Here is a 25,375-nt window from a genome sequence, read left to right on the forward strand (position 1 = left end):
CCGTCTGAGCGCAGGCAGGCCGTCTGAGCACCGGCGGGCCGTCTGAGCGTCAGCGCGGACGCTCGTGCGACTTCGCCCTGGACGAGCCGCCGACGGGCGCCGAATCGCTGGTGTCCAGCTCGATCTCGGCACGGATGGCGGCGCGGAGCTCGTCAACGGTGTCCGCCTGAACGATCAGGCGGCGGCCCGCACGGAGCTCCTCGATGGTGAGTGGGTTGGCGGCGGTACGGAACGCCCACCAGCGATCGGTGTCGCTGCGCCAGGCGCCCCAGCCGGGGAACTGTAGCTCGATGCCTTCGATGAGAGCCCGGAAGGGGTCTTCGGTCTGCGCGTACTCCGGGGTCACCGCTTCTGCGGTTTCCGACGGCGGAGGGACGTCCATGAGGCTCGGCCTCGCCCAGGTCGCGGTGCATTCGCTTTTCACTGTAAGCGATTACTTCGACCCGTTGAAGGCACTGGGACACCGGGCTCCGCACCGCTCGGGCAGTTAGGCGGAACCCCTGGTTTAGGCCTTCTTACCCATTGGTAGGTACCCCACTACGTGGGTGTTCGTGGTTCCCCTCAGGGCCGTCGGCCATTCCCGGGTGGCCCGAGGTTACAGGCGGAGACTAATGTCGCGTTACGCGTCCCATTACGGCCGTCTCAATCGACACCGGAATGCGACCCGAGGAGGGACATGAACCGACGGGCGAGCAAGCTCTTCCGGCGCGGCGCCCGGCAGCCGACCAGGCCACGTCCTGTCGACCTGGCCGAGAGCCTGGAGCACGCCCATGGCCTGGACCGTGCCATCCGGGCGATCTCGGGCACCGTCCAGCGCGTGCTGCATCCGGGGCCCGCCAAGGACGCGCTGCACGGGGTGCCCGGCGGCCACCCCGCCCACCCTCCGCTGACCGACCTTCCCATGGGCTGCTGGATCTCTGCGGCGGTCCTGGACCTGCTGCCCGGCACGCAGCGCGCGTCCCAGACGCTGATCGCCGCCGGCCTCGCGGGCGCGGTGCCGACGGCGCTCACCGGCTTGGCCGACTGGTCCGCCCTCCACAAGGAACAGCAGCGTGTCGGCCTCGTTCACGCGATGGGAACGGCCAGCGCGAGCCTGCTCTACACGGCCTCCCTCCTCGCGCGTCACCAGGGCCGCGACACGGCCGGCCGCGCGTTCGGCTACGCGGGGCTGACGGCCCTGCTCGCGGGTGGCTTCCTGGGCGGGCACCTGGCGTTCAGGCTCGGCGCGGGCGCCAACCACGCGGACCAGGTGGCCCACCTGGTCCCCCTCGGCTGGCATGATCTGTGCTCGGCGTCCGACCTGCCCGACGGCTGGCCGGTCCACCGCCGGCTCGGCTACATCAGCCTCTTCGTGATGCGCAGCGGCGACGACATCCACGTCCTCGCCGACAGATGCAGCCACCTGGCGGGCCCGCTCCACCAGGGGCGCATCATCACCGACGACAACGCGGATCCCTGCGTGGTGTGCCCCTGGCACGGCAGCACGTTCCGCGTGCGTGACGGCTCGGTGGTCCACGGACCCGCCACCGGCCGCCAGCCCGCCTTCGAATCCCGCGTCCTGGACGACGGCACCGTCCAGGTCCGCCCCGTTCCCTAGGACTCCGGCCCATTCCGAGGACTCCGGCCCGTTCCCAGGGCCCTGGCTCGTTCCCTGAGGCTCCGGCTCGTTCCCTAGGACTCCGGCTCTCCGTCGGAGATCGGCTGCTCCACGAGAGCCAGGACCCGGCTGGCCATGAACCTCGCCGTCCGTACCGCGGTCCCGGTCCGGGTCACCTCGCTGACCTCCACCACCCCGCGCCGGTTGCTCACCTCGACGCGGCGGCCCGCCCGGGTGGCGACGACCTCGTACGTCCGCGTGCCCTCACCGCCGGCGTCGATCACGATCTCGACCCTGTCACCCTTCATTCCTGGTGGCCCCTCACCTTATCGAACATATATTCGACTTATACCCCGACAAAGGTGACTCGAACCCTCGAAACCGCTGGTCAGCGGAGCAAATTGACGATCGCCACAACCCCGACGACCACGATGACACCGCGCAGCACCAGGGGCGGAATCCGGCGTCCCACCTTGGCTCCCAGCACACCGCCCACCGTCGCGCCAAGGGCGATCAGCAGCACCGCCGGCCAGTCGATCCTGGCCTCTCCAACGATCGACAACCCGATGAACAGCAGCGCCGCAGACCCGTTGACCACCCCCGACAACACGTTCTTCGCGGCGTTCGCCCGCTGAAGACCGTCATCAAGCGCGATCCCGAGCATCGCGATCAGCACGATCCCCTGCGCCGCCCCGAAGTACCCGCCGTAGACGCCCGTGGCGAGAACCCCCACCCACAACCACGGCCCACCGTGCGGATGGTGGTTCTCCCTCCGCGCGAGCAACCAGGCCTGCAGCCGCGGCTGGACCACCACCAGCACCAGCGCGATCCCGATCAGCGCCGGAACAATGATCTTGAACGCCTCGTCGGGCAGTCCCAGCAACAGGGCCGCGCCGATCAGCGCCCCGGCGAACGAGGCGCTGCCGAGCCGCAGCAACCGTTCCCGCTGGCCCTTGAGCTCCTGCCGATACCCGTAGGCCCCAGTGATCGCCCCGGGCACCAGCCCGATGTTGTTGGAGATGTTGGCCACCACCGGCGGATAGCCGAGCGCCACCAGGGTCGGGAACGTGATCAGGGACCCGGAGCCGACGATCGTATTGATGCCTCCTGCGGCGACACCCGCCGCGAGGATGGCCGCCCCGTCCAGCACGTTCAATCCGACCCACCCACCTGTGCGAGTTCATTACGGCTTCCCGATCGTAGGGAGGGGCCCAGCTCACACCCACCACCGGGTGCGAGATGCTACCGCGCCGACACGTCAACTCACGCGCCGTAATCAATCAAGGCAACCCCCGCGCAGCCAAACCCGCGGCCGGTGCGGCGCGCGGGCGGGGGCGGGGTTAGGGGGAATAGGGGCGGTAGTCGTCTTCGTCGCGGGGGCGGGGTGGCCCGTCGAGGTCGGTCGGTTCGGCGGAAATCGGGGCCGAGGGTTCGGGCCGCGGGGCGGGGACGGGGGCGGTGCCGTCGTTGTTGGCCTTGACCGCGCCGAAGAAGCCGCCTAGGCCCTCCAGAGCTTTGCCCATCTCGCTGGGGACGATCCACAGCTTGTTGGAGTCGCCTTCGGCGATGCGGGGGAGGGTTTGGAGGTATTGATAGGCGAGCAGCCGTTCGTCTGGATTGCCCTCGTGGATGGCCTTGAACACGGTGGCGATGGCTTGGGCCTGGCCTCGGGCCCGGGCGGCCTGGGCCTTGGCGTCGGCCTCGGCGGCCAGCACCGCGGCCTCGGCCTGGCCACGGGCGCGGAGGACGGCGGAGGTGCGTTCGCCCTCGGCGGTCAGGATGGCCGACTGCTTCTGGCCTTCGGCGGTGAGGATGGAGGCGCGCTTGTCACGGTCCGCGCGCATCTGCTTTTCCATCGCCTCTTTGATGGAGTCCGGCGGATCCACGGCCTTGAGCTCGACCCGGTTGACCCGGATCCCCCATCGGCCGGTGGCCTCGTCGAGGACGCCGCGCAGCTCGGTGTTGATCTCTTCGCGGGAGGTCAGGGTGCGTTCGAGGTCCATGCCGCCGATGATGTTGCGCAGGGTCGTGACGGTCAGCTGCTCGATCGCGGTGAGGAAGTTGGCGACCTCGTACGTGGCGGCCTTGGTGTCGGTGACCTGGTAGTAGATGACCGTGTCGATGCTGACCACGAGGTTCTCCGCCGTGATCACCGGCTGGGGGGCGAACGGGACGACCTGTTCGCGCAGGTCGACGCGGTTGCGGACTTGATCGACGAACGGCACCACGAGGCTGAGCCCGGCGTTGAGCGTCCGGTGGTAACGGCCGAAGCGCTCGATGATGTCGGCCGTCGCCTGGGGCACGATCCGCACGGCGCGGTAGAGGACCAGCGCACCGACCGCGATGACGACGACGGTCAGGATCAGCGTGGGGGTCACTCCTGGATCGTAAGTCGGCTTCCCTTTTAGGGACAGATGTCAATTTTCAACCGAGTGGGCGCGCGTACCAGCGTCCGTTGTGGCGCTCCACGCCGAGGGGAACACCGAAGCACTCGGACAGATGCTCGTTCGTGAACACCTCGTCCACCTTGCCCTGCGCGACCACGCCGCCGCCGCGCAGCAGCAGCGCGTGCGTGAAGCCCTCGGGGACCTCTTCCACGTGGTGGGTGACCATGACCGTCGTGGGCGCGGCCGGGTCGTCCGCCAGCCGTGAGATCCGCCGGACGAGATCCTCGCGGCCGCCCAGGTCGAGACCGGCCGCCGGCTCGTCCAGGAGAAGCAGTTCGGGGTCGGGCATGAGCGCCCGGGCGATCTGCACCCTCTTGCGTTCGCCCTCGGAAAGGGTGGCGAACCGGCGCCGGATGAGGTCGGCGCAGCCAAGGGCGTCCAGCAGCTCCACGGCGCGGGTGACGTCGGTCGAGTCGTACTCCTCCTGCCACCGCCCCAAGATCGCATACGAGGCGGTGAGCACCAGGTCGATGACCTTCTCGCCGGTCGGCACACGCTCGGCGACCGCTGCGCTCGCGATGCCGATGCGCGGCCGGAGCTCGAACACGTCGGTCCGGCCGAGCCTCTCGCCGAGGATCTCCACCGTCCCCTCGGTCGGATGCAGCAGGGCGGCGGCGATCTGCAGGAGCGTGGTCTTCCCCGCCCCGTTGGGGCCCACGATCACCCAGCGCTCGTCCTCGTTCACCGTCCACGAAACGTCGCGCAGCAGGGTCGCGCCCTCGCGCTTGACTCCGACTCCGCGGAGCTCAAGTACATCGCCGGCCATCACGTACATGTCCCCAACCAGCCGTGCCGAATGATCCATCCACAGCCTACTTCCAGTGGGAAGCGCCGGTTCCGTGGCCTGGAACGGAATCAGTGCGGGATGTGTGTCTCGCCGGTGACCCCTGGGAATGTCGTGACCTGGCCGTACGGTTCCCACCATGGAGCCGGCCGTACGCCGCGAGACGCCGCCGTCGCCCGCGTGGCCGCGAGCTCGAAGACCGCCTGTGCGATTCTCAACGCTTATGGTGGTCTGCATGCACGCCGCTGTTCGGAGGGTGGGATGAGCTACAACGGCGCGGACACAGCGACCGCACTGGTCGCCTGGGGCAACGCCTGGCTGGCGGGTCACGTCGGTCTGGACGAGGCCGTGGACGCCGTCGAGAAGGCCTCGGGACCGCAGATCCTCGGAGCGGCGCCGACCACTGCCGACGAGCCGCCGAGCGCGGCACTCCTGGACGAGGTGACGCTGCGACGCGGGCTCGGTGACCTCCGGGTGGCTGGCATGACCGCGTTCCGGCTGGCGCTGCCAGCCCCTGGTGATCCGCTCGGGCTGTCCGGTCCGCCCGCCTTCAACCGTGCCGCTCTCGACGCGGGCGCCGCCGTGATCGTCTCACTGCCTGACCGCGCTCTCGGCCTGGTGCCGGTCGAGGACCGGCGCGGCTCGTCGTACGTCGGCGTCCGTTGGAACTCGCAAGACGCCGCCCCTGGCCTGCCTGACGTTCCCACCCTGGCCGAGGCCGACCGGCAGCTGACCCTCGCCATGCGCGACGCCACCGAGGCGTTGCTGACCGTGGACGACGTCTCCGGCATCCCGCCCGAGATCGCCGACGCCTTGGCGGACCTCCGTGACCCCGGCCGCAACGACCACCCGCTGGCCCCCGGCTACCCGCAGCGCGCCCACCGCGTCGCCGCCCTCGCCGGCCGCCTCGCGGTCGTCGTCGAGCTGGCCCGCCGCCTCGACGCCCACGGCCTCACTGCCGACCAGATGCACCGCCGCGGCGACGCCCTCCGCCTCCTGGACGGCGCCATACGCCGCGCCCTGGTGGCCGCCTGCAACAGCGCCTTCGACCCCGTTCCCTGACACTGGCAGAGCCCAGACGCCACATCGGGGCGCTCACTCGTTCATCTGCCACCCCGCGCAGCACATCCATGCGCAGCATCGACTGGCGCGCAACTACCCCCTCCCGCCTCCGCCCGGCTTCCCGCAAGAGCCGAGAGACGGCGAACGGGGCGTTCCCATGGAAGGGAACGCCCCGTTCAGAGGCGGAGACGCAGAGCCCGTCGTTCAGGGCGACGGCCTGCGTGTCCTGTCAGCCTCGGACGACGTACGTGTTGCAGATCTTGTCAGCGAAGGTCTGCTTGCGCTCGTCCCACAGCGGCCACAGGTAGCCGATGTAGCAGGCGAAGCTGTCGGCGGCGTGGGCGAGACGGCGGAGGAACGCCATGCCGAACCCGATCGGCTGCCCGCTCTGGGCGCCCACCAGGCGGATGCCCATCTGGCGCTTGCCGATCGTCTGACCGGTCGTGCCCTCCTGGTAGGTCAGCCACAGACCACCGGCGATGATGCCGATGAAGCCGATGAACGCCAGCAGGGCGCCGACGCCCGACCCGTTCAGCAGCATGATGTAGCCGATGAAGTAGATGATGCCCGGCAGTGCGCCGACCACGAGCCAGTCGATGATGAGCGCACCCGCACGCGAGCCCCACTCGGCCAGCTGGCCGGTCGAGCCGTAGTGGTGGTGGTGCACCTCCTGGTAGGCGGGCTGCTGGCCGTACGCGGGCTGCGCGGCGGGCTGCTGGCCGTAGCCAGGCTGCGCCGGGGGCTGGCCGTAGCCGGGCTGCGCGGGCGGCTGGCCGTAACCAGGCTGCGCAGGCGGCTGACCGTAACCGGGCTGGGCAGGCGGCTGCTGGCCGTAGCCAGGCTGCGCCGGGGGCTGGCCGTAGCCGGGCTGCGCGGGGGGCTGACCGTAACCAGGCTGCTGCTGCCCGCCGTAGCCCGGCTGCTGCTGCCCGTACGGGTCGTAGGGGTTACCCACACTTGCTCCTTATTGATTGACCCTGTGGTTTTGTGACGCCCGCCGGACCCGGAGGGCTCCGCAAGTCTGGCCGACGAGGGAGGACGGCCTCAAACCCGCAGGAGACCGAGCCGGACAAGCTGCCACAGCTCCGACCCCACGAGGGCGGTACCGAGCACCCACGCACGAGTGCCCGGTCGGAGTGCCCACCACCGGCTTCCCAGTCCCAGCGGTGCGAACGCGATCGCGATCGCACCGGCGAAGGCCACCGGATTCGCCAGCACGGCACGGACCGGTTGGCCCGAACCCAGCTCGATGAACACGGTCGTACCACCGCACAGCGGACAGGGGACGCCGGTGACTGCCCGGAGGGGACAGAGCACACCGGGGTCGTTGACACGGTGGATCCACGCCGCGCCGATGGCCGCGGTGGCCATGGCCGCGACGCGCAGCATCACACCCACAGGGCCGTGCCGCGCAGCGGTGAGGGTCCGGCTGACCATGGTCCCCGGCGCACCCTGCGGTGCCCCGGCGACGGTCGCCCCGGGCGCTCCCCCCAACGAATCCTCCGCCTCGATGACTTAAATCCGAGTGACCCGTATATCGGGTTCACCCCCAGGTAGGTCAAGCCCCGGCGACCATCCGCGATCGGACCGTTACCTGAACGGCCATGACACCACCTCGATGGCAAGACTAGGACAAACCACCAAGTGAATGGGCCTCGTTTTCGTCGATGAGCGACGTGTAACAGCGCACTTCAGCGCCCCATCCCCCTCATGGCGGAGCAATTCATTACCAACCGGGCTCCAACTTTCACCCCACCGCCCCGACCACCCTGAGGAATGACTGAACACTCCCTGCAACCAACCTGAACGCCGCCCCAATCCAAAATGAATGCGTCCCACTCCAACAATCGACGGCCCACGCGCCAGACCTGGGGCACCGCTTGGCAGCTCCCGCGCGTTGCCAACCCCGGGTCGCTCCGTGGACGAGCCTTGCGCGGCGAGCCAGGGCCGCTGCGTGAGTGGGCTTTGTATCTACGCGGCATGCGCGCGACCGGAACTACTCCGCCAGCAGGCCCACGCGCCAGAGCTGGGATAAAGCCCTGCGCGCTGGAAGCTGGGATGGCTGCGTGGGCGGGGCTTTGCCCGCGCCGGCGCCGAGGATGCGAGTTCGGCGTGGCTGCGCGCCGGGAGTTAGGGGTTGCTGCACGGGCGGGGCTGCGCAGTGGTGGCGAGGCCGCTGCGGGAGCGGCCAGCGCGGCGGAACCGGGACTGCTCAGGCGGGGCCGGATATTGGCGTGGCTCTGCGGGTCGGCGCCGGGGTCAGGCTTGGGCGGCGGCGCCTACCGTTTGGGGCGGCGTGGTCTCGGTGACCTGCTCGGATTCCACGACGTCGGCGATCACGGCGGTGATGTTGTCGGGGCCGCCGGCGTCGCGGGCCAGTTGGATGAGGCGCTGGATGGCCCAGGAGGGCTCGGCTTCCGCGGTGAGAACCTCGTAGATGGTCTGGGCGTCGACGGGCCCGCTGAGGCCGTCGGAACACAGGAGGTAGCGGTCGCCCAGGCGCGCCTCGCGGAGGCGTAGGTCGGGCTCGCGGTCGTCGCGGCCGTCCAGGACGCGGTAGAGAACGTGGGACAGGCGGGAGGTCTCGGCAGGGTCGGGGACCTGACCGGCCTCGCTCGCCTCGGCGTTCAGCAGCTGGTCCATCGTGTGGTCCTGCGTGATCTGGAAGAGCTCGCCGTCACGCAGGAGGTAGCCGCGGGAGTCGCCGATGTGGGCGAGGGCGACGCGGGCGCCGGACCAGAACATCGCGGTGAGCGTGGTGCCCATGCGGCTCAGGTCGGGACGTTCCTCGCGCACGATCCGCAACTTCTCGTTGGCCTCGGCCACGGCCCGGCCCAGGCTCTCGACAAGGTCGTCATTGTGGGCATCGGTGTCCAGCGAGCGCAGCGAGCCGATGACGGTGGAACTGGCGACCTCGCCGCCCGCGTAGCCGCCCATGCCGTCGGCGACCGCGATCAACCGTGCACCGGCGTAGCCCGAGTCCTCGTTGTTCTCTCGGCTGCACCCGATGTCACTGCCTGCTGCGTACCTGATTGTTACGTTCATACCGATTTCGATGACGATCCTGTCGTGGGAGTTGTATCAGTCGCCGGCCAGGCCGTGTCGGACGGCGTACAACGCCGCCTGCGTCCGATCCTGGACTCCCAGCTTCATGAGCAGATTACTGACGTGTGTCTTGACGGTCTTCTCGGAGACCATGAGAGCACGCCCGATCTCCCGGTTGGATCTGCCCAGTGCTATCTGCACGAGCACCTCCCGTTCACGTTCGGTCAGCGCGGCGAGGCCGCGGTCGTCTCCGGCCGCCGAGTCCACACGCACCACTGCCTCGGCGGCGTCGGGCGCGAACAGGACATGCCCGTCGTGCACCGCCCTGATCGCCTGGACCAGCGCCTGCGGATCGACATCCTTGTATAGGTACCCAGCCGCTCCTGCCTGTACAGCCGGCAGCACGTGTCCACGTTCTGTCACGCTCGTCAGGACCAGAACGCGCGCCGCCACCCCTCGAGCCCGCAGCTCCGTCAGCGCGGCCAGGCCGTCGGCACCGGGCATCTTGAGGTCCATCAGAACGATATCGGGCTCCAGCGATTCGGCCAGCGTCACGGCGGACACGCCGTCCTCCGCCTCACCGACCACCTCGATGTCCTCCTGGATCCCGAGGAAGGTCCGCAAGCCCTGCCGTACGACCGGATGGTCGTCGGCGATCAGCACCTTGATCATGGCGTCCTCCCTGGAGCCAGGGTGCCAGCCGCCATGATCGCGACGCCAGCCTCAAAGGTCATGCGGGCACCTCCAGCCGTACGACCGTGCCCGCTCCCGGGGCGGCGTCGATCGACAGGACACCGCCGATCGAACGTGCCCGATCATGCATGGACGCCAGTCCGAGGCCGCCCGGAGGCGGCTCGCTGGGCCATGGGTCCTTGCGGCCGCCACGGCCGCCGTTCAGCGCCGCAGGGTCGAAGCCCGCGCCGTCGTCCGCCACCTCCAGCACGACCCGCTCGCCGTCACCCTTGAGGCGTACCTCGACGACGCCCGCCCCGGAGTGGCGCAGGGCGTTGTAGAGCGCCTCCTGGGCGATCCGGAACAGCGCGGCCTCCTGGTCCTCGGGCAGCGCGACCGCGCCGTCTCCAGCGAACCGTACGGCGGTGTCGTACGCGCGGTCGAGCACCTCGGCGTGCTTGCGCAGGGAGGCGGCCAGGCCGTCGACGAGGTCGGCGGGCCGGAGCTCGAAGATCACGGCGCGGAGCTCGGCGAGCGCTTCAGCCGCGAGACGTTCCACCTGGGCGAGCTCAGTGACGGTACGGGCCGGATCGCGTTCGGCGAGCGCGGCGGCGGCCTTGGCCGTGAGCCGGAGGGAGAACAGCTTCTGCGCCACCGCGTCGTGCAGCTCCCGGGCGAGCCGGTTGCGTTCGGCCACGACGGTGAGCTCGCGGTTGTGCTCGTACAGCCGGGCATTGGTCATGGCGATCGCGGCATGCGCGGCGAAGAGCGTGAGGAGCTCCTCGTCCGACTTGGTGAACCCCTCGCCCTTGGGGACGTTCTGCTTGTTGGCGAGGAAGATGATGCCCAGCACGTCCTCGCCGTCCTGGATCGGCACGCCCAGGAAGTCCTTGAGGACGGGGTGCGCCGACGGCCAGCCCTCGAACTCCGGCTCCCGCCGGATGTCGCTCAGCCGCTTGGGCTCGTTGTCGCGCAACATCGCGGCGAGCATGCCGTGCTGGCGGGGCAGGGGCCCGATGGCCTCCCACTCGGCATCCGAGACGCCCTCGACCACGAACTCGGCGAACGATCCTTCGTCGTCCGGCACTCCCAGGGCGGCATAACGGGCGTCGAGGAGCTGCGCGGCGGCCCGTACGATCACCTGGAGCACCTCGTGCACCGACAGATGCCGGGTCACGGCGAGCACGGCGGAGCTGACGGCGTGCAGGGTCGCCCCGGGATCGCCGCAGCCTCGCTGGTCGACGCTCATCCCACCCCGCTTCCGATCGCGCCGCCTGAGCCCGTCGTGGCTCGCATGTGAAGCCGTCATGGCTCACATGTGAAGACCGTACTCTCTGGGCGCCTCATCCCAAATCAGCCCCGGGTCCTACGTGGCGTCGAAGGTCCTAGGCCTATAAGACGAGAAGGTGCGGGACCGGTCGGCCGATGACCTTCGGAGCTGGGATTTCTAGCGTCAAAGCATGACGCGGAAAACGGCACTCATCACCGGCGCCTCCCGGGGGCTGGGGCGGGCACTCGCCCAGGAGCTCGGCCGGGACGGCTGGAATCTCATCCTGAACGCACGCGGCGCCGAGGCCCTCGATGCCGCCTCGGCCGAGATCCTCGAAGCCGCCTCCAAGGAACTCGCTCCCGGGGACGGCCCCGCAGCCCGGAACGGCCAAGCCCCCGTCGCGATCACCACGATCGCGGGCGACGTGGCCGACCCGGACCACCGCGCACGGCTCGTCCAGGCGGTGAACGAGGCAGGCGGCCTCGACCTCCTGGTCAACAACGCCGGGACCCTCGGCACGACTCCGCTGCCCCGCCTCGCCGACCAGCCGCTCGACGAGCTGGCCGAGGCGTTCCGGATCAACACGCTGGCGCCGCTCGCGCTCGTCCAGGCGCTGTTGCCCACGCTGCGCGAACGCGGCGGAGCGATCTTGAACATCACGTCGGACGCCTCCCGCGAGCCCTATGAGACCTGGGGCGGCTACGGGTCCACCAAGGCGGCCCTGGAGCAGATCTCCAACGTCCTCGCCGCCGAAGAGCCCGAGGTGGCCGTCTGGTGGGTCGACCCTGGCGAGATGCGGACCGAGATGCTCCGCGCCGCGGGCGAGGACGCGGACGCGGCGCCCCCTCCGGAAAGGGCCGCCGCAGCTCTCCGGCACCTCATCACCGAACGTTCCCCCAGCGGCCGCTACCAGGTCGCCGACCTGGCAGGTGCACGATGACCACAGCGATAGGCCCCGACTCCCCCTCCGTCAACGACGAAACCACAGCCCAGCCCGTCGACCTCGGCGGCAAGCAGCCCGACCACACTCAAACGGCACCCGCTCGGCGAAGGCGGAAGCGAAAGTGGCCGCAGACTCGGACTCGGACGCGGCCTGAGAGTCTGATGCGCGGTCCGTACCGCACGCCCACGCTCGGCATCGTGCTCACCGTGACACTGCTGGCCTTCGAGGCCATGGCGGTCACCACGGTGATGCCGGTGACGGCGCGGGATCTGAACGGCCTGTCATTGTACGCGTGGGGCTTCAGCGGCACCCTGATCGCCAGCGTCCTCGCCACAGTGCTCGCAGGTGGCTGGATCGACCGTTCCGGGCCCGCCAAGCCCCTTCTGATCGGGCTCGCCGTCTTCGTCGCCGGACTGGCGATCGCCGGGGCGGCCCCCACGATGGTGGTCTTCGTCTTGGGCCGCGTGGTTCAGGGCCTGGGCACGGGCGTCGCGATGGTCGCCAGCTACGTGCTGATCGCCCGCGTGTATCCCGAGTCGCTGCGGCCGAGGGTGTTCGCCGCGCTGGCCGCCGCCTGGGTGCTCCCCTCGCTGATCGGCCCGGCGATCGGCGGCGCGGTGGCCGAGCACATCGGCTGGCGCTGGGTGTTCCTGGGCCTGATCCCTCTGGTGATCCCGGCCGCGGCCATGCTGGTCCCCGCGTTCCGCAACCTGAAGCCCGCCGAGCACGCCCCGGCAGGCCGCGCGGGCGCCACCCGCTACATCGCCGCCGTCGCGGTGGCGGCCGGTGCCGGCCTTCTGCTGTACGGGCTGGACAACCCCGGCCTGATGCTGATCCCGGCCGCAGCCGCCGGACTGGCCGGACTCGCGTACGGCCTGCCGAAGCTCGTCCCCGCCGGAACGCTCCGGATGCGGCGCGGCCTGCCCAGCGTCGTCGTGGCCCGTGGCCTGCTGGCCGGTGCGTTCTTCGGCACGGACGTCTTCATCCCGCTCGCCCTCACCTCGCTGCACGGGTTCAGCGCCACCCAGGCGGGGATCGTGCTCACCGTCGCCGCCCTCGGCTGGTCGGCCGCCTCGCAGATCCAAGGCCGGTCCAGGCGGCCCCAGACGCTGTTCGTCCTGCTGGGAGCCGTGTTCACGACCGTCGGCGTGGTCGCGGTGACGGTCACCCTGCAGCTGTCGGGCTGGTGGTCGGCACCCGCATGGACCATCGGCGGCTTCGGGATGGGATTTGCGATCAGCGCCCTCAGCGTCCTCATGCTCAACCAGTCGGCCGAGGAAGAGCAGGGCGTCAACTCCTCCGCGCTCCAGATCAGCGACACGCTCGGCTCCTCCGTCGTGGTCGGCCTGGCCGGCGCCCTGGTCACCGGATTCGGCACCGACCACCTCGAACAGGGCCTGATCGTCGCCGGTCTCCTCTTCACCGCGATCGCCGCACTGGCGGTCGTCTCCGCCTTCCGGCTGGAAGCCGACAAGGCCTGATCTCGCACACCCGGACCCTCGCTGCCCCAGGAGACGAGCCGTGATCGAGACACTCGAGTTCACCCTCCCGCCCGACCTCGAAGCCCATGAACCCCCGGAGGCCCGTGGCAGAACCCGCGACGGCGTCCGCCTCCTGGTCGGACGCCGGGCCGGCGGAGAGGTCAGCCACCACGAGTTCTCCGACCTGCCGGACCTGTTGCGTCCCGGTGACCTGCTGGTGGTCAACACCTCCGCGACCCTTCCCGCAGCCGTACGGCTGGACAAGATCGCCGTCCACTTCTCCACCCCCCTCCCGACCGGCGCGACGATCGACGCCGCCGCGGCATCCGCTTCCGAGAGCGCCGCAGGCGCTCCAGCGGAGGGCGATGATCGTTTGTGGCTGGTGGAGTTGCGCCGCCGGACCGGCAAGGCGAGCGTTCCGTACCCCGGCGGCTCGCCCGGCGAGTGGATCCCGATGCCCGGCGGCGCGACGCTGACCCTGATCGCACGGCGGACGGAACGGCTGTGGGCGGCCCGCCTCAGCACCGACGTGGTCCCGTACCTGCGGCTCTACGGCGTGCCGATCCGGTACGGGTACGTACGCCGCGACTGGCCCACCGCCGCGTACCAGACAGCGTTCGCCTACGACCGGAGCACCGGCAGCGCCGAGATGCCCAGCGCGGCAAGGCCGTTCACGCCGGAGCTCGTGACCCGTCTGGTGTCGCGCGGCGTCCTGCTCGCTCCGATCACCCTGCACACCGGCGTGGCCTCACCCGAGGCGCACGAACCCCCGTACGCCGAGCGCTACGACGTACCCTCGCAGACCGCCGGTCTCGTCAACCACGTACGGGCCAGCGGCGGCAACGTGATCGCGGTCGGCACCACCGCCGTCCGCGCTCTGGAGACCGCCGCCGGCCCGACCGGCCACGTCCACGCCTCCAGCGGCTGGACCGAGCACGTCATCACTCCCGAGGGCGGAGTACGCGTGGTGGACGGCCTGCTCACCGGCCTTCACGAGCCGAGATCGTCGCACCTGATGATGCTCACCGCGATCGCCGGCCACGACCTCCTCAAGAGCACCTATCAGGCCGCCTTGGACGAGTCCTATCTTTGGCATGAATTTGGAGACCTCAACCTCCTTTTGCCGAGCTGACGTCAACCAAGCGACACGACAAGCCACCCGCGCAAACTCCCCTCGGACTACCCGTCGCCTTCGCCGTTCCCCCGAGTTCACCGCCTGCTTGTCCGGATGCTGGACCGCGCGCGCGTCCGTTCACCCTCGGCCGGTACCGTGGTGACCAGCATGGACGGGAAAGAACAGCGCACGCTGCTCATCACACTCACCGGCCGCGACCGCCCCGGGGTGACATCGCGGCTGTTCAGCACGCTCTCCGGCTTCCCGGTGACGGTCGCCGACGTCGAGCAGGTCGTGATCCGCGGCCGGCTCGTCCTGGGCGTTCTGATCGTGTACGAGGACGGCGCGGACATCGGCCAGGTGTGGACCGCGGCCGAACGGGTCGCGACCGACCTCGACATGGAGGTCGAACTCTCCACGGGCAAGATCAAGACCATGCCCCGCCGCCGTGGCCGCCTGCACGTGACCGTGCTCGGCGCCCCGCTGAAGCCCGCCGCCATGGCCGGGATCGCGGGCCGGATCGCCGCCAACGGCGCCAACATCGACCGCATCGAACGGCTCGCGCACTATCCCGTCACGTGCATCGAGATGGACGTCTCGGGCGCCGACCCCGAGACACTGCGCGCCGGGCTGGCCATTGAGGCCACCCAGCAGCAGGTCGACGTGGCCGTCCAGCACGGCGGCCTGCACCGTCGCGCCAAGCGGCTCATCGTGATGGACGTCGACTCCACCCTCATCCAGGGCGAGGTCATCGAGCTCCTCGCCGAGCACGCGGGCTGCCTGGAAGAGGTCGCCAAGGTCACCGAGGCCGCCATGCGCGGCGAGCTGGACTTCGAGGGTTCCCTCCGGGAGCGGGTCGCGCTCCTCTCCGGTCTCGACGCGGGCGCGATCGACGCCGTCCGCGACAAGGTCGAACTGGCCGCCGGAGCCCGCACACTGGTGCGCACGCTCAAGCGCCTCGACTACAAGTTCGCGATCGTGAGCGGTGGATTCAGGCAGGTCACCGACGCCCTCGTGGCCGACCTCGGCATCGACTACTCCGCCGCCAACACCCTTGAGATCGAGAACGGCAAGCTCACCGGCCGCGTCGTCGGCCCCGTGATCGACCGCGCCGGCAAGGCCACGGCCCTCGAACGGTTCGCCCGCGAGGCCGGAATCCCGATCAACCAGACGGTCGCGATCGGCGACGGCGCCAACGATCTCGACATGCTCCAGGCCGCCGGGCTGGGCATCGCCTACAACGCCAAGCCCGTCGTACGCGAGGCCGCCGACACCGCCGTCAACGTCCCGTACCTGGACACGATCCTCTTCCTCCTGGGCATCTCCCGCGACGAGGTAGAAGCAGCCGACGCCGCCGACGCCACCCACCCCGCCTGACCAACCCTCCCCACCTGCCGCAGGATGGTCCCACCGCCCGACCCTGCTCGCACCACACAACAGCCGCTGATCCAGCAGCTCACGCCGCTGCGGCAGCCGCGACCACCGAGGTGCCGTGGATAACAGCCGCCCAGGCCCCTGCCCACACGACACCACCACACCCGCCACGACCTCACATCTCAGGGCAGGTGGCCTGCTGCGTTCCTCGCTGCCGGGTACGCGGCCGCAGATGCTCCGTGCGGCCGGCTGCACTCCTTTCTTGGGCATGGCGAGTGGTCACGGTCGATGGCGATCACCAACTGCACGTGGACGCCTGGCGTCGAGCGGCCGCCAGGGCGCTCGGGATGGCTCTGTCCGGTTGATGTCGATTGAGGGGAAGGTGGTGTTGGCGGGGCTTTTGTGGTCGTAGGGGAGAACGCGGGTACATCGTGATCGGGATGGGAGACCTCACGTGGGGGTGGTAGTGGTGCTGCGGGGTGCCCGCAAGGCGTACGCCAAGATCGAGGGTCGGGCGGCGCCCTTCTACGGGCTCGCCTCGTCGCTCGCCATGGCCGTACCGCTCCTCGTGGGCGCGCTGACCGACCACGCCGCACAGGGCTCGATGATCGCGCTCGGGGCCTTTGTCGTGTCGCTGAGGGCGCCGGAGGGACCGTACGGGGCGCGCGCCCGGAACCTCGGGGCCGCCACGATCGTGGTCGCGATCGGCGCGACCATCGGCGGTCACCTGAGCGGGCACATCTGGCTGGCGGTCGCCGTCATACCGCCGATCGTGGCTCTCGGGAGCGCGGTCGGCTGGATCGGCCCCACGGCCGGGTTGGCGGTCCTGCTGACGGCCATCCGGCCACGCGCCGAGGACGTGGTGTTCAACGGCTTCCTGGAGTTGCTCGGCGGAGTTCTGGTGAGCGTGCTGCTGCTCGTGCCGTGGCCAGCCTTCCGGTTGCGCCCGCTGCGTACGGCCCTGTCGGAGGCGACCGAGGCCGTGGCCGAGGCGCTCGACGCGGTCGCCCAGGACGTCGGCGCACCGGACGCCAGCGTCCTGAACGCCGTCGACCTGACCAACCCCGACCTCGCCGCGGTCGTGCACAAGCCCGACTGGGAGCAACGCCGCCGGGCGGCGTCCCGCGCTCTGACGGCGGCGCGCACGACGTACGGGCTCTACCGCGGCGGCCGCGAGGAGCAGACCCGTCCCGAGCGGCTGATCGAGGCGCTCGCCAGGATCCTGCACGAGACCGTGGCGTTGCGGGCGCTCGTGGAGGCCGCAGGGCGGCGGCCGCCCCAACGCGAGTGGGAGATGGAGGTGCACGTCGCGATCGCGGCGCTGGCGGCGCGGCTGCGCCTGCTGGCCGGAGCGACCGAGACGACCGGCCAGACCCCGCTCGGCAGCGTCGAATCCGCGGCGATCCGCCGGCTCGGCAGGCAGAGCGAGGTGATCCGGCGAGCCGGGCTCGCCGGCGACGAGGACCTTGTCGCCGCCGCCCTGATCGGCCAGATCCGGCGTTCGATCGACCGCCTCGCGGCGAACATGGAATCCGCTCGCCGGATCGTCGCGGGCGGTCTTCGGATGGGCCTCGCCCCGCCTCGGCCACTCGGCACCACGGGTCCGGCCTCACTCTGGGACCGTGCCGGAACGGCCGTACGGACGCGCTCCCCCTCGTTCAGGCAGGTCATGCGGCTCAGCCTCGCGGTCGCGGTCGCGATGGCGCTCGCCGCGGCGCTCCAGCTGCCGCACGGGCACTGGCTGACGATCACCGTCCTGCTGACCATGCGCGACACGTACGGCGACACGGTCGAACTGGTCCTGCAGCGAGTGGGCGGCACCGCGATCGGCTCCGCGATCGCCGCCGTTCTCCTGGCTCTCGCGCCGGGACAGGTCGTGGCCTCGGCGGTGCTCTTCGTCTTCGGGCTGCTCGCGTTCACCCTGCGCTCGGTGAACTTCACCTACTGGGCGCTCTTCGGGACGCCGCTGGCGATGATGCTGATGGACTTCTCCGTGCCGTCGGACTGGACCGCGGCCGGCGAACGGATCGGCCTGACGATCGCGGGCGCCCTCCTGACCGTGCTGGCGTCCCGCCTGTTGTGGCCGACGGGGTACGCCGAGCGGCTGCCCGTTCAACTCGGGCACCTCGTCAGCACTCACGCCGACCTCGCGCGGGCGGCGGCCGCCGTGGTGCAGGACGAGCACGAACGCCTGCCTCACGACAAGGTCATGGCCGCCGAGCTCGCCACCGAGGCCATCACCGAAGCCCGCAACCGCCTCGGCAAGGAACACGTTCCCGACACCGAACGCATCGCCCGCCTCCAAACCACCGCGGAAGCCGCCCACCGTGTGCGTGACCACCTCATCGCCGTGGCCCGCATGTCCCGCGAGCAGGAGATCGAAAGCGGCCCCGTACCCGAGATCCTGGACCGCATCGCCGACCTGCTCGAAGAGACCGCCGCCACACTGGACGACCCCGAACCCGGCCCGCCGGACGCCTCGGAACCCGACCGCCGCCTCGACGAGGGGTTCGCCGCCCTCGACACGTACCTCACCAAGATCACACGCAGGCGCCGCGCGGAGGTCGAAGCGGGCGTGGAGACCGACGCCTTCACCCCGCTACGCCACGCCCTGCTCCAGGTCTCCGGCGCCCGCTACACGCTGCGCGCCCTCCGCGGCGACGTCACCGATCTGATCGACTCGGGTCTGGCCGCCGGCCATCCCGGCCCCTCCGCGCGATAGCGGTCAATCCTTGGCGTACGGGTCAATCCTTGGTGCACGGGTCAACCTTTGTGATATAGGTCAATCCTTGGGCGTACGGGTCAAGGAGAGCGTTCCGGTCCCGGGCCATACCTCGGCCCAGGGCACGGTGAACTCGATGACGGCGAGCGCGCAGGTCGGGAACGCGTCGGGCGCGTCGCGGGTGAGGTCGTGCACGAGCTGGTGCACCGAGGGGTTGTGCCCGATGAGCAACAACGTCCGTACGTCACCGGCCTCGCGAACGAGCGACAGCAACGTCTCGGGCTCGTTGTCGTAGATCTGGGGCTCGAAGCTCACCTCGCTCTGGAGCGCGAGCCCTTCAAGGGTCTCCCGCGTCCGCACCGCCGTGGAGCACAGGACCCGATCAGGAACCAGATCGTTCTTCCGGAGCCACTCACCGGTCGCCGCGGCGTCCCGCCGGCCGCGGTCGTTGAGCGGACGGTCGATGTCGGCGAGCCCAAGGCCCGCGACGGCCTTGGCGTGGCGAAGGACGATGAGCGTCGGCATAGCCGCCACCCTAGCCCCGCGCCCATTCCGTGGCGGTTCGTCAGGGGGCGACCATCACACCGATCATCCAGAGAACCAGCATGATCCCAAGCATCCCGCCAAGCACGATGGCGAACCCCTTGGGCCCCGACATCGTCGGCTTCCCGTCGCTCACCGCACGCCTCCCGTCCTGGAACGTCAACCGAGGCCCACGCCTCACCGGCCCGTCATCGGCTCGACCGGGCCCGCGTACAGCGTACGGCCACCCCTCCATGCCCCCGACACCACCCACCACCCCCTCGTCCTCTGCTCAGAGGCGCAGCAAAAGGGGCCGGTGGCTGGGTGCCACCGGCCCCTTTCGGGTTGCGTTGCGGATCAGGCCGTGGTCAGGCCTTGTTGGCGGATGACTCGCGGTCGGAGTCGGAACGCGGCTTGGGCGGTGTCTCCGCGGCCTCGGCGTCCCCGGTGGCCGACGCCTCCGGGGTGCCTGCCTCGACCTCGCCGCCGGTCCCGGCTCCGGGGAGGGTGCCGGTCGTGGTCCCGCCGACGACCGCCGGCTGGCCCTCGCCGGAGCCGATCGGGTCGGCACGGCGCTTGGAGAGCACGATGGCGCCGATGACGACGATCACCGCGCCCCCGGCGACGCCGACGCGCAGCGGGATGTTGCCCGCGTACGTCACGACGGCGTCGGCGATGAGCAGGGCGACCAGGTTCATGACCTTGATCAGCGGGTTGATCGCCGGGCCGGCGGTGTCCTTGAACGGGTCGCCGACCGTGTCGCCGATCACGGTGGCCTCATGGGCCTCGCTGCCCTTGCCGCCGAGGTGGCCTTCCTCGACGAGCTTCTTGGCGTTGTCCCAGGCGCCGCCCGCGTTCGCGAGGAAAACGGCCATGAGCACGCCGCACGCGATGGCGCCGCCGAGGAACGCGCCGAGCGGCGCGTACCCGAGGGCGAAGCCGACCGCGATCGGGGTCATGATGGCCAGCAGTCCCGGCGTGGCCAGCTCGCGCTGGGCGTCCCGGGTGCAGATGTCGACGACGCGGTCGTAGTCGGGCTTCTCGGTGTAGTCCATGATCCCGGGCTTGGTGCGGAACTGCTCGCGCACCTCGACCACGACCCGGCCCGCCGCCCGGCTGACCGCCATGATGGCCAGTCCGGAGAACAAGAACACCACGGCCGCACCGATGATCAGCCCGATCAGCACGTTCGGGTTGTCGATGGAGAGGTTGAACGTGGCGAAGTCGCCCAGCGCGTCCTTGGCGTCGTCGGAGGCGTCGGACAGCGCGCTGACGACGGTCGTACGGAACGAGCCGAACAGCGCGGTCGCCGCCAGCACGGCCGTCGCGATCGCGATGCCCTTGGTGATCGCCTTGGTGGTGTTGCCGACCGCGTCGAGGCGTTCGAGCACCGCGGCGCCCTCGCCCTCCACGTCGCCGGACATCTCGGCGATGCCCTGCGCGTTGTCGGAGACCGGGCCGAAGGTGTCCATGGACACGATCACACCGACCGTGGTCAGCAGGCCGGTGCCCGCCATCGCGACCGCGAACAGGGCGACCGTGGTGTTGCCGAAGCCCAGCAGGAACGCCCCGTACACCGCACCGGCGATCACGAGCGCGGTGTAGACCGCGGACTCCAGGCCGAGCGAGATGCCGGAGAGGATCACCGTCGCGGGACCGGTGCGGGCGCTGTCGGTGACCTCCTTCACGGGCTTGCGGTTGGTCTCGGTGAAGTAGCCGGTCAGCAGCTGGATGGCGCTGGCCAGCACGATGCCGATGATCACCGCGCCGAGCGCGACGACCTGCGGGTTGGCGTCCAGGCCGAGGATCTCCTGGTCGGTGACACCGCTCAGCTCGTCGAACGAGGACGGCAGGTAGGTGAACGCGGCCACGGCCACGAGCAGCGCGGAGATGATCGCGGAGATGAAGAAGCCGCGGTTGATCGCCGACATGCCCGAGCGGTCCTTGTCCCGGGGCGCCACCGCGAAGATCCCGATCACGGCGGTGATCACACCGATCATCGGCACGATCAGGGGGAACACGAGCCCCTCGGTGCCGAACGCCGCCGTGCCGAGGATGAGCGCGGCGACGAGCATGACCGCGTACGACTCGAACAGGTCGGCCGCCATGCCGGCGCAGTCACCGACGTTGTCGCCCACGTTGTCGGCGATCGTCGCGGCGTTGCGGGGGTCGTCCTCCGGGATCCCCTGCTCGACCTTCCCCACGAGGTCGGCGCCCACGTCCGCGGCCTTGGTGAAGATGCCGCCGCCGACTCGCATGAACATCGCAAGCAGCGCGGCACCGAAGCCGAAGCCCTCCAGGACCTTCGGGGCGTCGCCCTTGTAGGCGAGCACGACCACGGCGGCACCGAAGAGCCCGAGGCCCACCGTGAACATCCCGGCGACGCCGCCGGTACGGAAGGCGATGCGCATCGCCTTCTTCTCGCCGCCTTCTTCGCGGGCGGCCGCGGCGACCCGGACGTTGCCGCGCACGGCGAGCCACATGCCGGCGAACCCGGTGATGGCCGAGAACGCGGCGCCGATGACGAAGAAGACCGACCGTCCGATCCGTTCACCGGTCGAATCGGCAGGAAGCAGGAGCAGTACGAGCGGAATCAGCACCACGAAGATGGCGACGGTGCGGAACTGGCGTTTCAGATAGGCGCTTGCGCCTTCTTGGACGGCCCGAGCGATGTCCTGCATCTTCTCGGTGCCCTGGCCGGCGGCCAGCACCTCTCGTACCAGACCTCCGGCGACGGCCAGTGCCAGCAGCGCGACCACTCCGACGACGACGACCAACGTGAGGTCGCCGCCGCCAAGATCCACTTCTGCGCTGGCCGGGCTTGACAGGGAAAGCCCAGACATCCGTCCTCCTCGACAGGGGTGTGCGATCTTCGATCGCCGAAAAGACGATCTCTACCGCGTACCCCGCGGAGGGCGATTTAGGCCTCACTACGGCAACGCGGGTGCCGGGAGTCTACGCACGCCACGTCTGGATTAGAAGCCTGTCGGTTCCTTAATGAGGCCGAAATGAAAAAGCAATCGACTTTACGCCGCGATTTGACCTGAAAGTGCCGAGAAACAGAGTCTCCGCAGGTCACCCACGGGCAGCCAACTCTATCTCCAACGATCTTGACATGATCCGGATGCCCCACCCACAACCAGGCGCACACCCCGCATACCGCCCGATCCCGGTTTCAGCCAGCCGATAACAGTAATTACCTACTGACCCAAATCAAGTTTGAAGATCGACTCGGAAGACGATCCCATAACCCCTTTCCCGATAGATCATCGGGGCCCCTTTAGTCACAATCGTCACACCGCCCCCACTTCGCTCCTCCGTAACCGACCCACGCCACAGCCCCGAACCCCTGACGCCCAACCCCAACCCGCCTCTGACTCCCCGGCTCCGCACCCACACGCCGTGCCCCTTACAGGGCGGGCGGCAAATGGCGGCCAGGCTCCCCGGCAGCAAGACCGGCCGTACGTCGGCAGGCAGACTCACAGACCTGCCACCCGCACTCGGACTTGCCGTCCTCAGAACCAGCCGTGGTCGACCTGTTCCGCCTGACACAGAGGAACGGCCAGCCGGAGTCGACCTGTTCCGCCTGACGCAGAGGAACGGCCAGCCGGAGTCGATGCATGAGGCCCGGCCGAGCCGCTCGCCGGGAGATCGGCTGAACGGCGGTCAGACCAACCTCGCCCCAACCGCGGCCACCTACTTGATCCCTGCCAAGGCACCTGACGGACGGCGCGCGAGTGCGTTCAACAGAATGGCGCCCGGCCTCCCCACAAGAACCGCACGCTCCCCACGCGAGAAATCCCTGAGCCCACGCCCAACCGCCGAACACAGCGGGACCTACCAGACAAGCTGAGCCTCCTTCCACCCGCGCGGCCGCACATCAACCCCACTCGATCGATCCCCGCACCCGCCCGAACACACCGAACACCACGGCAGCCGCATCCGCCTGGACACGTGACCGAACACCCCGGCAGCCGCCCCCGCCTGGACACACGACCGAACACCCCGGCAGCCGCCCCCGCCTGGACACACGACCGAACACCCCGGCAGCCGCATCCGCCTGGACGCGCGACCGAGTACCCCAGCGGCTCCCACCACCCGCCTGTGCCGATGCGGACACTGCGGCTCACCCAAGCGGCGGCAACCAGGCCTCCGTCGGCCAGGCCGCGTCCTCCTCCTCGCCGGGCGGCCGGACAGCCATCAAGAGCGCATGCCCGCGGGCGACGCGGCAGGTGCGCCAGCAGGCCGCCCGGGGCATGTCGGCGATGACGATCCGCTCGTCCTCGGACGGGAACCGCGCCGAGATGGCGCTGGTGTGGTGCTGCTCTCAGATCGGTGCATGGACACGCTCGCCTGCGGTTGAGTCGCCCTCCTTGCGTCCATACCTTCAGCGAGTGCCGCATTCTGCGGTTGATCCCACCTCGCGGCATGCAGCAGAGTTGCTCATTCCTGCGCCATGAGCCGAAGGTATTGATCACGTCTGTCCGCAAGCCGCGCGGGCCCACGATTCCCAGACGGGCTACGCGCCTTGGTCACAGCAACACCCCTCGGAGCCAGGTGTTGCACCAAGCCGTATGGCGGGGCCGCAAACCCACAAGACGTGGCCGCAGAGCTGACGAGGCGGGGCTGGGGCCGGCGCGTGGCAGGTCCAGGGGCGGTCGTCGTTCATGCGCTGGTACGTGGGCACCGGTCTGACCGCACCACCACCAGGCCGAGCCGGACGGCCCGTTCAGCTGGCCTGTCGCTGCTCTCAGGTAGGCGGAGGGCTGGACATGGCAGAGGCCCCGCTGGTGGCGGGGCCTCTGGTTTCGGGTCTGTTCCGGCTCAGGCCGGAGCGGCTGCCTGGGCGGGCCAGCTCATCCGGATCTGAACGCCCTTGGGGGTCGACTCGATCTCCACATCGTCGGCCAGGCCGGCGATGACGGCCAAGCCGAGCTCCGCGGCGCCGTCATCGAGAAGGAAGTCGGTTTCGTCGGACGCCGCGGCCGGGGGAAGGCCGCCCGCGGCGTCATCACCCGGAACGGTGTCGCTCACCACGACCTCGAACCGGCTCCCCGCACCGTTCAACTCCAACCGCACCGGCTCGTCCGGGCAGTGCCTGCGATGTGCCTCAACGGCACGGGAGCAGGCCTCGCCTACCGCGAGCCGTACCTCGTCGAGAAGGGCCTCGGCCACGCCGCTGCGGCGAGCCACAGCCGTGACGATCAGCCGAGCCGTCCGGACGTGTACCGGCAGCGCGCTGAAAGAGAGCTCAACGGTCGCCATCTGCCGACCGCTACTTGGCGCCCTTGCGCTTCTCCTGCGCTTCGGCGATCGAGTCGTGAATGCCGAAGACCTTGGTCAACCCCGTGATCCGGAAGATCTTGAGGATGCGCTCCTGCGTGCACACCAACTCCAGCGAGCCGTCGTGCGCGCGCACCCGCTTGAGACCGCCCACGAGCACACCGAGGCCGGTGGAGTCGAGGAACTCGACCTTCTCCATGTCCACAAGGAGGTGGAACTTGCCCTTGTTGACCAGGTCGATGAGCTTCTCGCGAAGCTTCGGCGCCGTGTAGACGTCGATCTCGCCCTCCACATTGATGACCGTGAGGCCATCGTCAGTGGTGTAGTCGTTCACCTTCAGGTCCACAGATCCTCCAGCGCCGCACTGCAAAACTCTGATCCCATATCCCCCGGCGGTTCGGGGGCAACGAGACTCCGCCGTGCTTCAATCACGCTCCGGCGCCGCGTACGCGCGTTATCGCCCACTCGGGCGAAAGTTCGCGCGATCCCATCTGACCTGCTGGTCTGCCTTTCAGGGCAGGGGGGCAGGGGAGCTCCAACGCCGGGGCGTTCCCGGGTTTCTGCCCAGACTGGCAGACTGAAAACCTGATGTCCCCTCAAAGATCTCGCACCGCTCTCGAACGGCTTCTCGCCGACCCCACGCGTCGCGATCGCATCACCCATGTCGAGCGTGTTCCCGCACGTCAGGGACGTCGCGCGGCATGGCCGAGCTGGGCCCCGCAACTGCTGGTCGACAGGTTGACCGCCGCGGGCATCGAGGCTCCCTGGGAGCACCAGGCCACCGCGGCGGAGCACGCCCACGCCGGCCGTTCTGTGATCATCGCCACAGGCACCGCATCCGGAAAATCGCTGGCCTATCTGCTCCCGGCCATCGCCGCGATCTACGGCGAAGAGGCTTCTGTCGCCAATATCTCGGCCGCTCATTCAGCCACAGGCGAACAGCTTTCGGCACAAACAGGCTCTGGGACCAGCGCCAAATCCACGCACGGCGAACGAATCGTCCCGCCGGCAACGTCCGGCGAAGAGCTGTCCGCCCCCAACAGCAGGTCCGATTCCGAA

General features: G+C 69.7%; 21 protein-coding genes and 1 pseudogene. 8 read left to right on the forward strand and 14 right to left on the reverse strand.

What is annotated here, in order from left to right; translation table 11 throughout:
- Positions 1-49 precede the first annotated feature (49 nt).
- On the reverse strand, positions 50-382 hold the full coding sequence (locus F8566_RS08680) for a hypothetical protein (RefSeq protein WP_151559407.1): 333 nt from the start codon (positions 380-382) through the stop codon (positions 50-52).
- Positions 383-676: 294 nt separating this feature from the next.
- Between F8566_RS08680 and F8566_RS08685 the strand changes: the two genes are divergently transcribed.
- Positions 677-1,597: a Rieske 2Fe-2S domain-containing protein gene (locus F8566_RS08685; RefSeq protein WP_151559408.1), complete on the forward strand. Its 921-nt coding sequence runs from the start codon at positions 677-679 to the stop codon at positions 1,595-1,597.
- A gap of 74 nt (positions 1,598-1,671) precedes the next feature.
- On the opposite strand, the gene F8566_RS08690 is transcribed toward F8566_RS08685, so the two are convergent.
- From F8566_RS08690 to F8566_RS08705, 4 genes are all read right to left on the reverse strand, one after another.
- Positions 1,672-1,905, reverse strand: a complete 234-nt coding sequence (locus F8566_RS08690) for a hypothetical protein (protein WP_151559409.1) — start codon at positions 1,903-1,905, stop codon at positions 1,672-1,674.
- 80 nt (positions 1,906-1,985) lie between these two features.
- Positions 1,986-2,753: a sulfite exporter TauE/SafE family protein gene (locus tag F8566_RS08695; RefSeq protein ID WP_151559410.1), complete on the reverse strand. Its 768-nt coding sequence runs from the start codon at positions 2,751-2,753 to the stop codon at positions 1,986-1,988.
- A gap of 184 nt (positions 2,754-2,937) precedes the next feature.
- Positions 2,938-3,975: an SPFH domain-containing protein gene (locus tag F8566_RS08700; RefSeq protein WP_151559411.1), complete on the reverse strand. Its 1,038-nt coding sequence runs from the start codon at positions 3,973-3,975 to the stop codon at positions 2,938-2,940.
- 46 nt (positions 3,976-4,021) lie between these two features.
- Positions 4,022-4,810, reverse strand: a complete 789-nt coding sequence (locus F8566_RS08705) for an ABC transporter ATP-binding protein (RefSeq protein ID WP_151559533.1) — start codon at positions 4,808-4,810, stop codon at positions 4,022-4,024.
- Positions 4,811-5,089: 279 nt separating this feature from the next.
- Between F8566_RS08705 and F8566_RS08710 the strand changes: the two genes are divergently transcribed.
- Positions 5,090-5,890 carry a hypothetical protein gene (locus F8566_RS08710; RefSeq protein ID WP_151559412.1) on the forward strand — a complete coding sequence of 267 codons (801 nt, stop codon included), beginning with the start codon at positions 5,090-5,092 and terminating at the stop codon, positions 5,888-5,890.
- Positions 5,891-6,119: 229 nt separating this feature from the next.
- Here F8566_RS08710 and F8566_RS08715 read toward each other — a convergent pair whose 3' ends face one another.
- From F8566_RS08715 to F8566_RS08735, 5 genes are all read right to left on the reverse strand, one after another.
- The gene (locus F8566_RS08715; RefSeq protein WP_151559413.1) at positions 6,120-6,845 is read right to left on the reverse strand and encodes an RDD family protein; all 726 of its coding nucleotides are present in this window, start codon (positions 6,843-6,845) and stop codon (positions 6,120-6,122) included.
- A gap of 89 nt (positions 6,846-6,934) precedes the next feature.
- Entirely contained in the window at positions 6,935-7,384 is a 450-nt protein-coding gene (locus F8566_RS08720; RefSeq protein ID WP_225992970.1) for a DUF2752 domain-containing protein, read from the reverse strand.
- A gap of 765 nt (positions 7,385-8,149) precedes the next feature.
- The gene (locus F8566_RS08725) at positions 8,150-8,935 is read right to left on the reverse strand and encodes a PP2C family protein-serine/threonine phosphatase (RefSeq protein ID WP_151559414.1); all 786 of its coding nucleotides are present in this window, start codon (positions 8,933-8,935) and stop codon (positions 8,150-8,152) included.
- Between the two features lie 36 nt (positions 8,936-8,971).
- Positions 8,972-9,607, reverse strand: coding sequence for a response regulator (locus F8566_RS08730; RefSeq protein ID WP_151559415.1), 636 nt, complete (start codon positions 9,605-9,607; stop codon positions 8,972-8,974).
- A gap of 58 nt (positions 9,608-9,665) precedes the next feature.
- Complete coding sequence (locus tag F8566_RS08735; RefSeq protein WP_151559416.1) at positions 9,666-10,856, reverse strand: GAF domain-containing sensor histidine kinase; 1,191 nt, start codon at positions 10,854-10,856, stop codon at positions 9,666-9,668.
- A gap of 211 nt (positions 10,857-11,067) precedes the next feature.
- Here F8566_RS08735 and F8566_RS08740 point away from each other — a divergent pair, with 211 nt between their 5' ends.
- The 5 genes from F8566_RS08740 (at position 11,068) to F8566_RS08760 (ending at position 18,511) form a co-directional block, all read left to right on the forward strand.
- Complete coding sequence (locus F8566_RS08740) at positions 11,068-11,817, forward strand: SDR family NAD(P)-dependent oxidoreductase (protein WP_151559417.1); 750 nt, start codon at positions 11,068-11,070, stop codon at positions 11,815-11,817.
- 164 nt (positions 11,818-11,981) lie between these two features.
- Positions 11,982-13,301, forward strand: a complete 1,320-nt coding sequence (locus F8566_RS08745) for an MFS transporter (RefSeq protein ID WP_151559418.1) — start codon at positions 11,982-11,984, stop codon at positions 13,299-13,301.
- 40 nt (positions 13,302-13,341) lie between these two features.
- Positions 13,342-14,433 (forward strand): S-adenosylmethionine:tRNA ribosyltransferase-isomerase, encoded by a 1,092-nt coding sequence (locus F8566_RS08750; protein ID WP_151559419.1) that lies wholly within the window; start codon positions 13,342-13,344, stop codon positions 14,431-14,433.
- A 150-nt stretch (positions 14,434-14,583) separates the two neighbouring features.
- Positions 14,584-15,792, forward strand: a complete 1,209-nt coding sequence (gene serB / locus F8566_RS08755) for a phosphoserine phosphatase SerB (RefSeq protein ID WP_151559420.1) — start codon at positions 14,584-14,586, stop codon at positions 15,790-15,792.
- A gap of 451 nt (positions 15,793-16,243) precedes the next feature.
- Complete coding sequence (locus F8566_RS08760) at positions 16,244-18,511, forward strand: FUSC family protein (protein WP_151559421.1); 2,268 nt, start codon at positions 16,244-16,246, stop codon at positions 18,509-18,511.
- Between the two features lie 60 nt (positions 18,512-18,571).
- Here F8566_RS08760 and F8566_RS08765 read toward each other — a convergent pair whose 3' ends face one another.
- The 4 genes from F8566_RS08765 to F8566_RS08780 all read right to left on the reverse strand — a co-directional run bounded on the left by F8566_RS08765 (position 18,572) and on the right by F8566_RS08780 (position 24,662).
- Positions 18,572-19,036, reverse strand: a complete 465-nt coding sequence (locus F8566_RS08765) for a SixA phosphatase family protein (protein ID WP_151559422.1) — start codon at positions 19,034-19,036, stop codon at positions 18,572-18,574.
- A 365-nt stretch (positions 19,037-19,401) separates the two neighbouring features.
- Positions 19,402-21,876: a sodium-translocating pyrophosphatase gene (locus tag F8566_RS08770; protein ID WP_225992971.1), complete on the reverse strand. Its 2,475-nt coding sequence runs from the start codon at positions 21,874-21,876 to the stop codon at positions 19,402-19,404.
- Between the two features lie 1,981 nt (positions 21,877-23,857).
- Positions 23,858-24,298 (reverse strand): ATP-binding protein, encoded by a 441-nt coding sequence (locus F8566_RS08775; RefSeq protein WP_151559423.1) that lies wholly within the window; start codon positions 24,296-24,298, stop codon positions 23,858-23,860.
- A gap of 10 nt (positions 24,299-24,308) precedes the next feature.
- Positions 24,309-24,662: an STAS domain-containing protein gene (locus F8566_RS08780; protein ID WP_151559424.1), complete on the reverse strand. Its 354-nt coding sequence runs from the start codon at positions 24,660-24,662 to the stop codon at positions 24,309-24,311.
- A 242-nt stretch (positions 24,663-24,904) separates the two neighbouring features.
- Between F8566_RS08780 and F8566_RS52835 the strand changes: the two are divergent.
- Positions 24,905-25,192: pseudogene (locus F8566_RS52835) on the forward strand (DEAD/DEAH box helicase); the annotation flags it as partial.
- Positions 25,193-25,375 lie beyond the last annotated feature (183 nt).

It is taken from the genome of Actinomadura rudentiformis, from assembly GCF_008923185.1.
Lineage (GTDB): Bacteria > Actinomycetota > Actinomycetes > Streptosporangiales > Streptosporangiaceae > Spirillospora > Spirillospora rudentiformis.

Bases quoted from the DNA above. Each gene is read 5' to 3' on its own strand.
- F8566_RS08680 (WP_151559407.1), bottom strand. From the start codon at position 382: ATGGACGTCCCTCCGCCGTCGGAAACCGCAGAAGCGGTGACCCCGGAG.
- F8566_RS08685 (WP_151559408.1), top strand. From the start codon at position 677: ATGAACCGACGGGCGAGCAAGCTCTTCCGGCGCGGCGCCCGGCAGCCG.
- F8566_RS08690 (WP_151559409.1), bottom strand. From the start codon at position 1,905: ATGAAGGGTGACAGGGTCGAGATCGTGATCGACGCCGGCGGTGAGGGC.
- F8566_RS08705 (WP_151559533.1), bottom strand. From the start codon at position 4,810: ATGGCCGGCGATGTACTTGAGCTCCGCGGAGTCGGAGTCAAGCGCGAG.
- F8566_RS08710 (WP_151559412.1), top strand. From the start codon at position 5,090: ATGAGCTACAACGGCGCGGACACAGCGACCGCACTGGTCGCCTGGGGC.
- F8566_RS08725 (WP_151559414.1), bottom strand. From the start codon at position 8,935: ATGAACGTAACAATCAGGTACGCAGCAGGCAGTGACATCGGGTGCAGC.
- F8566_RS08730 (WP_151559415.1), bottom strand. From the start codon at position 9,607: ATGATCAAGGTGCTGATCGCCGACGACCATCCGGTCGTACGGCAGGGC.
- F8566_RS08735 (WP_151559416.1), bottom strand. From the start codon at position 10,856: ATGAGCGTCGACCAGCGAGGCTGCGGCGATCCCGGGGCGACCCTGCAC.
- F8566_RS08740 (WP_151559417.1), top strand. From the start codon at position 11,068: ATGACGCGGAAAACGGCACTCATCACCGGCGCCTCCCGGGGGCTGGGG.
- F8566_RS08745 (WP_151559418.1), top strand. From the start codon at position 11,982: ATGCGCGGTCCGTACCGCACGCCCACGCTCGGCATCGTGCTCACCGTG.
- serB (WP_151559420.1), top strand. From the start codon at position 14,584: ATGGACGGGAAAGAACAGCGCACGCTGCTCATCACACTCACCGGCCGC.
- F8566_RS08765 (WP_151559422.1), bottom strand. From the start codon at position 19,036: ATGCCGACGCTCATCGTCCTTCGCCACGCCAAGGCCGTCGCGGGCCTT.
- F8566_RS08770 (WP_225992971.1), bottom strand. From the start codon at position 21,876: ATGTCTGGGCTTTCCCTGTCAAGCCCGGCCAGCGCAGAAGTGGATCTT.
- F8566_RS08775 (WP_151559423.1), bottom strand. From the start codon at position 24,298: ATGGCGACCGTTGAGCTCTCTTTCAGCGCGCTGCCGGTACACGTCCGG.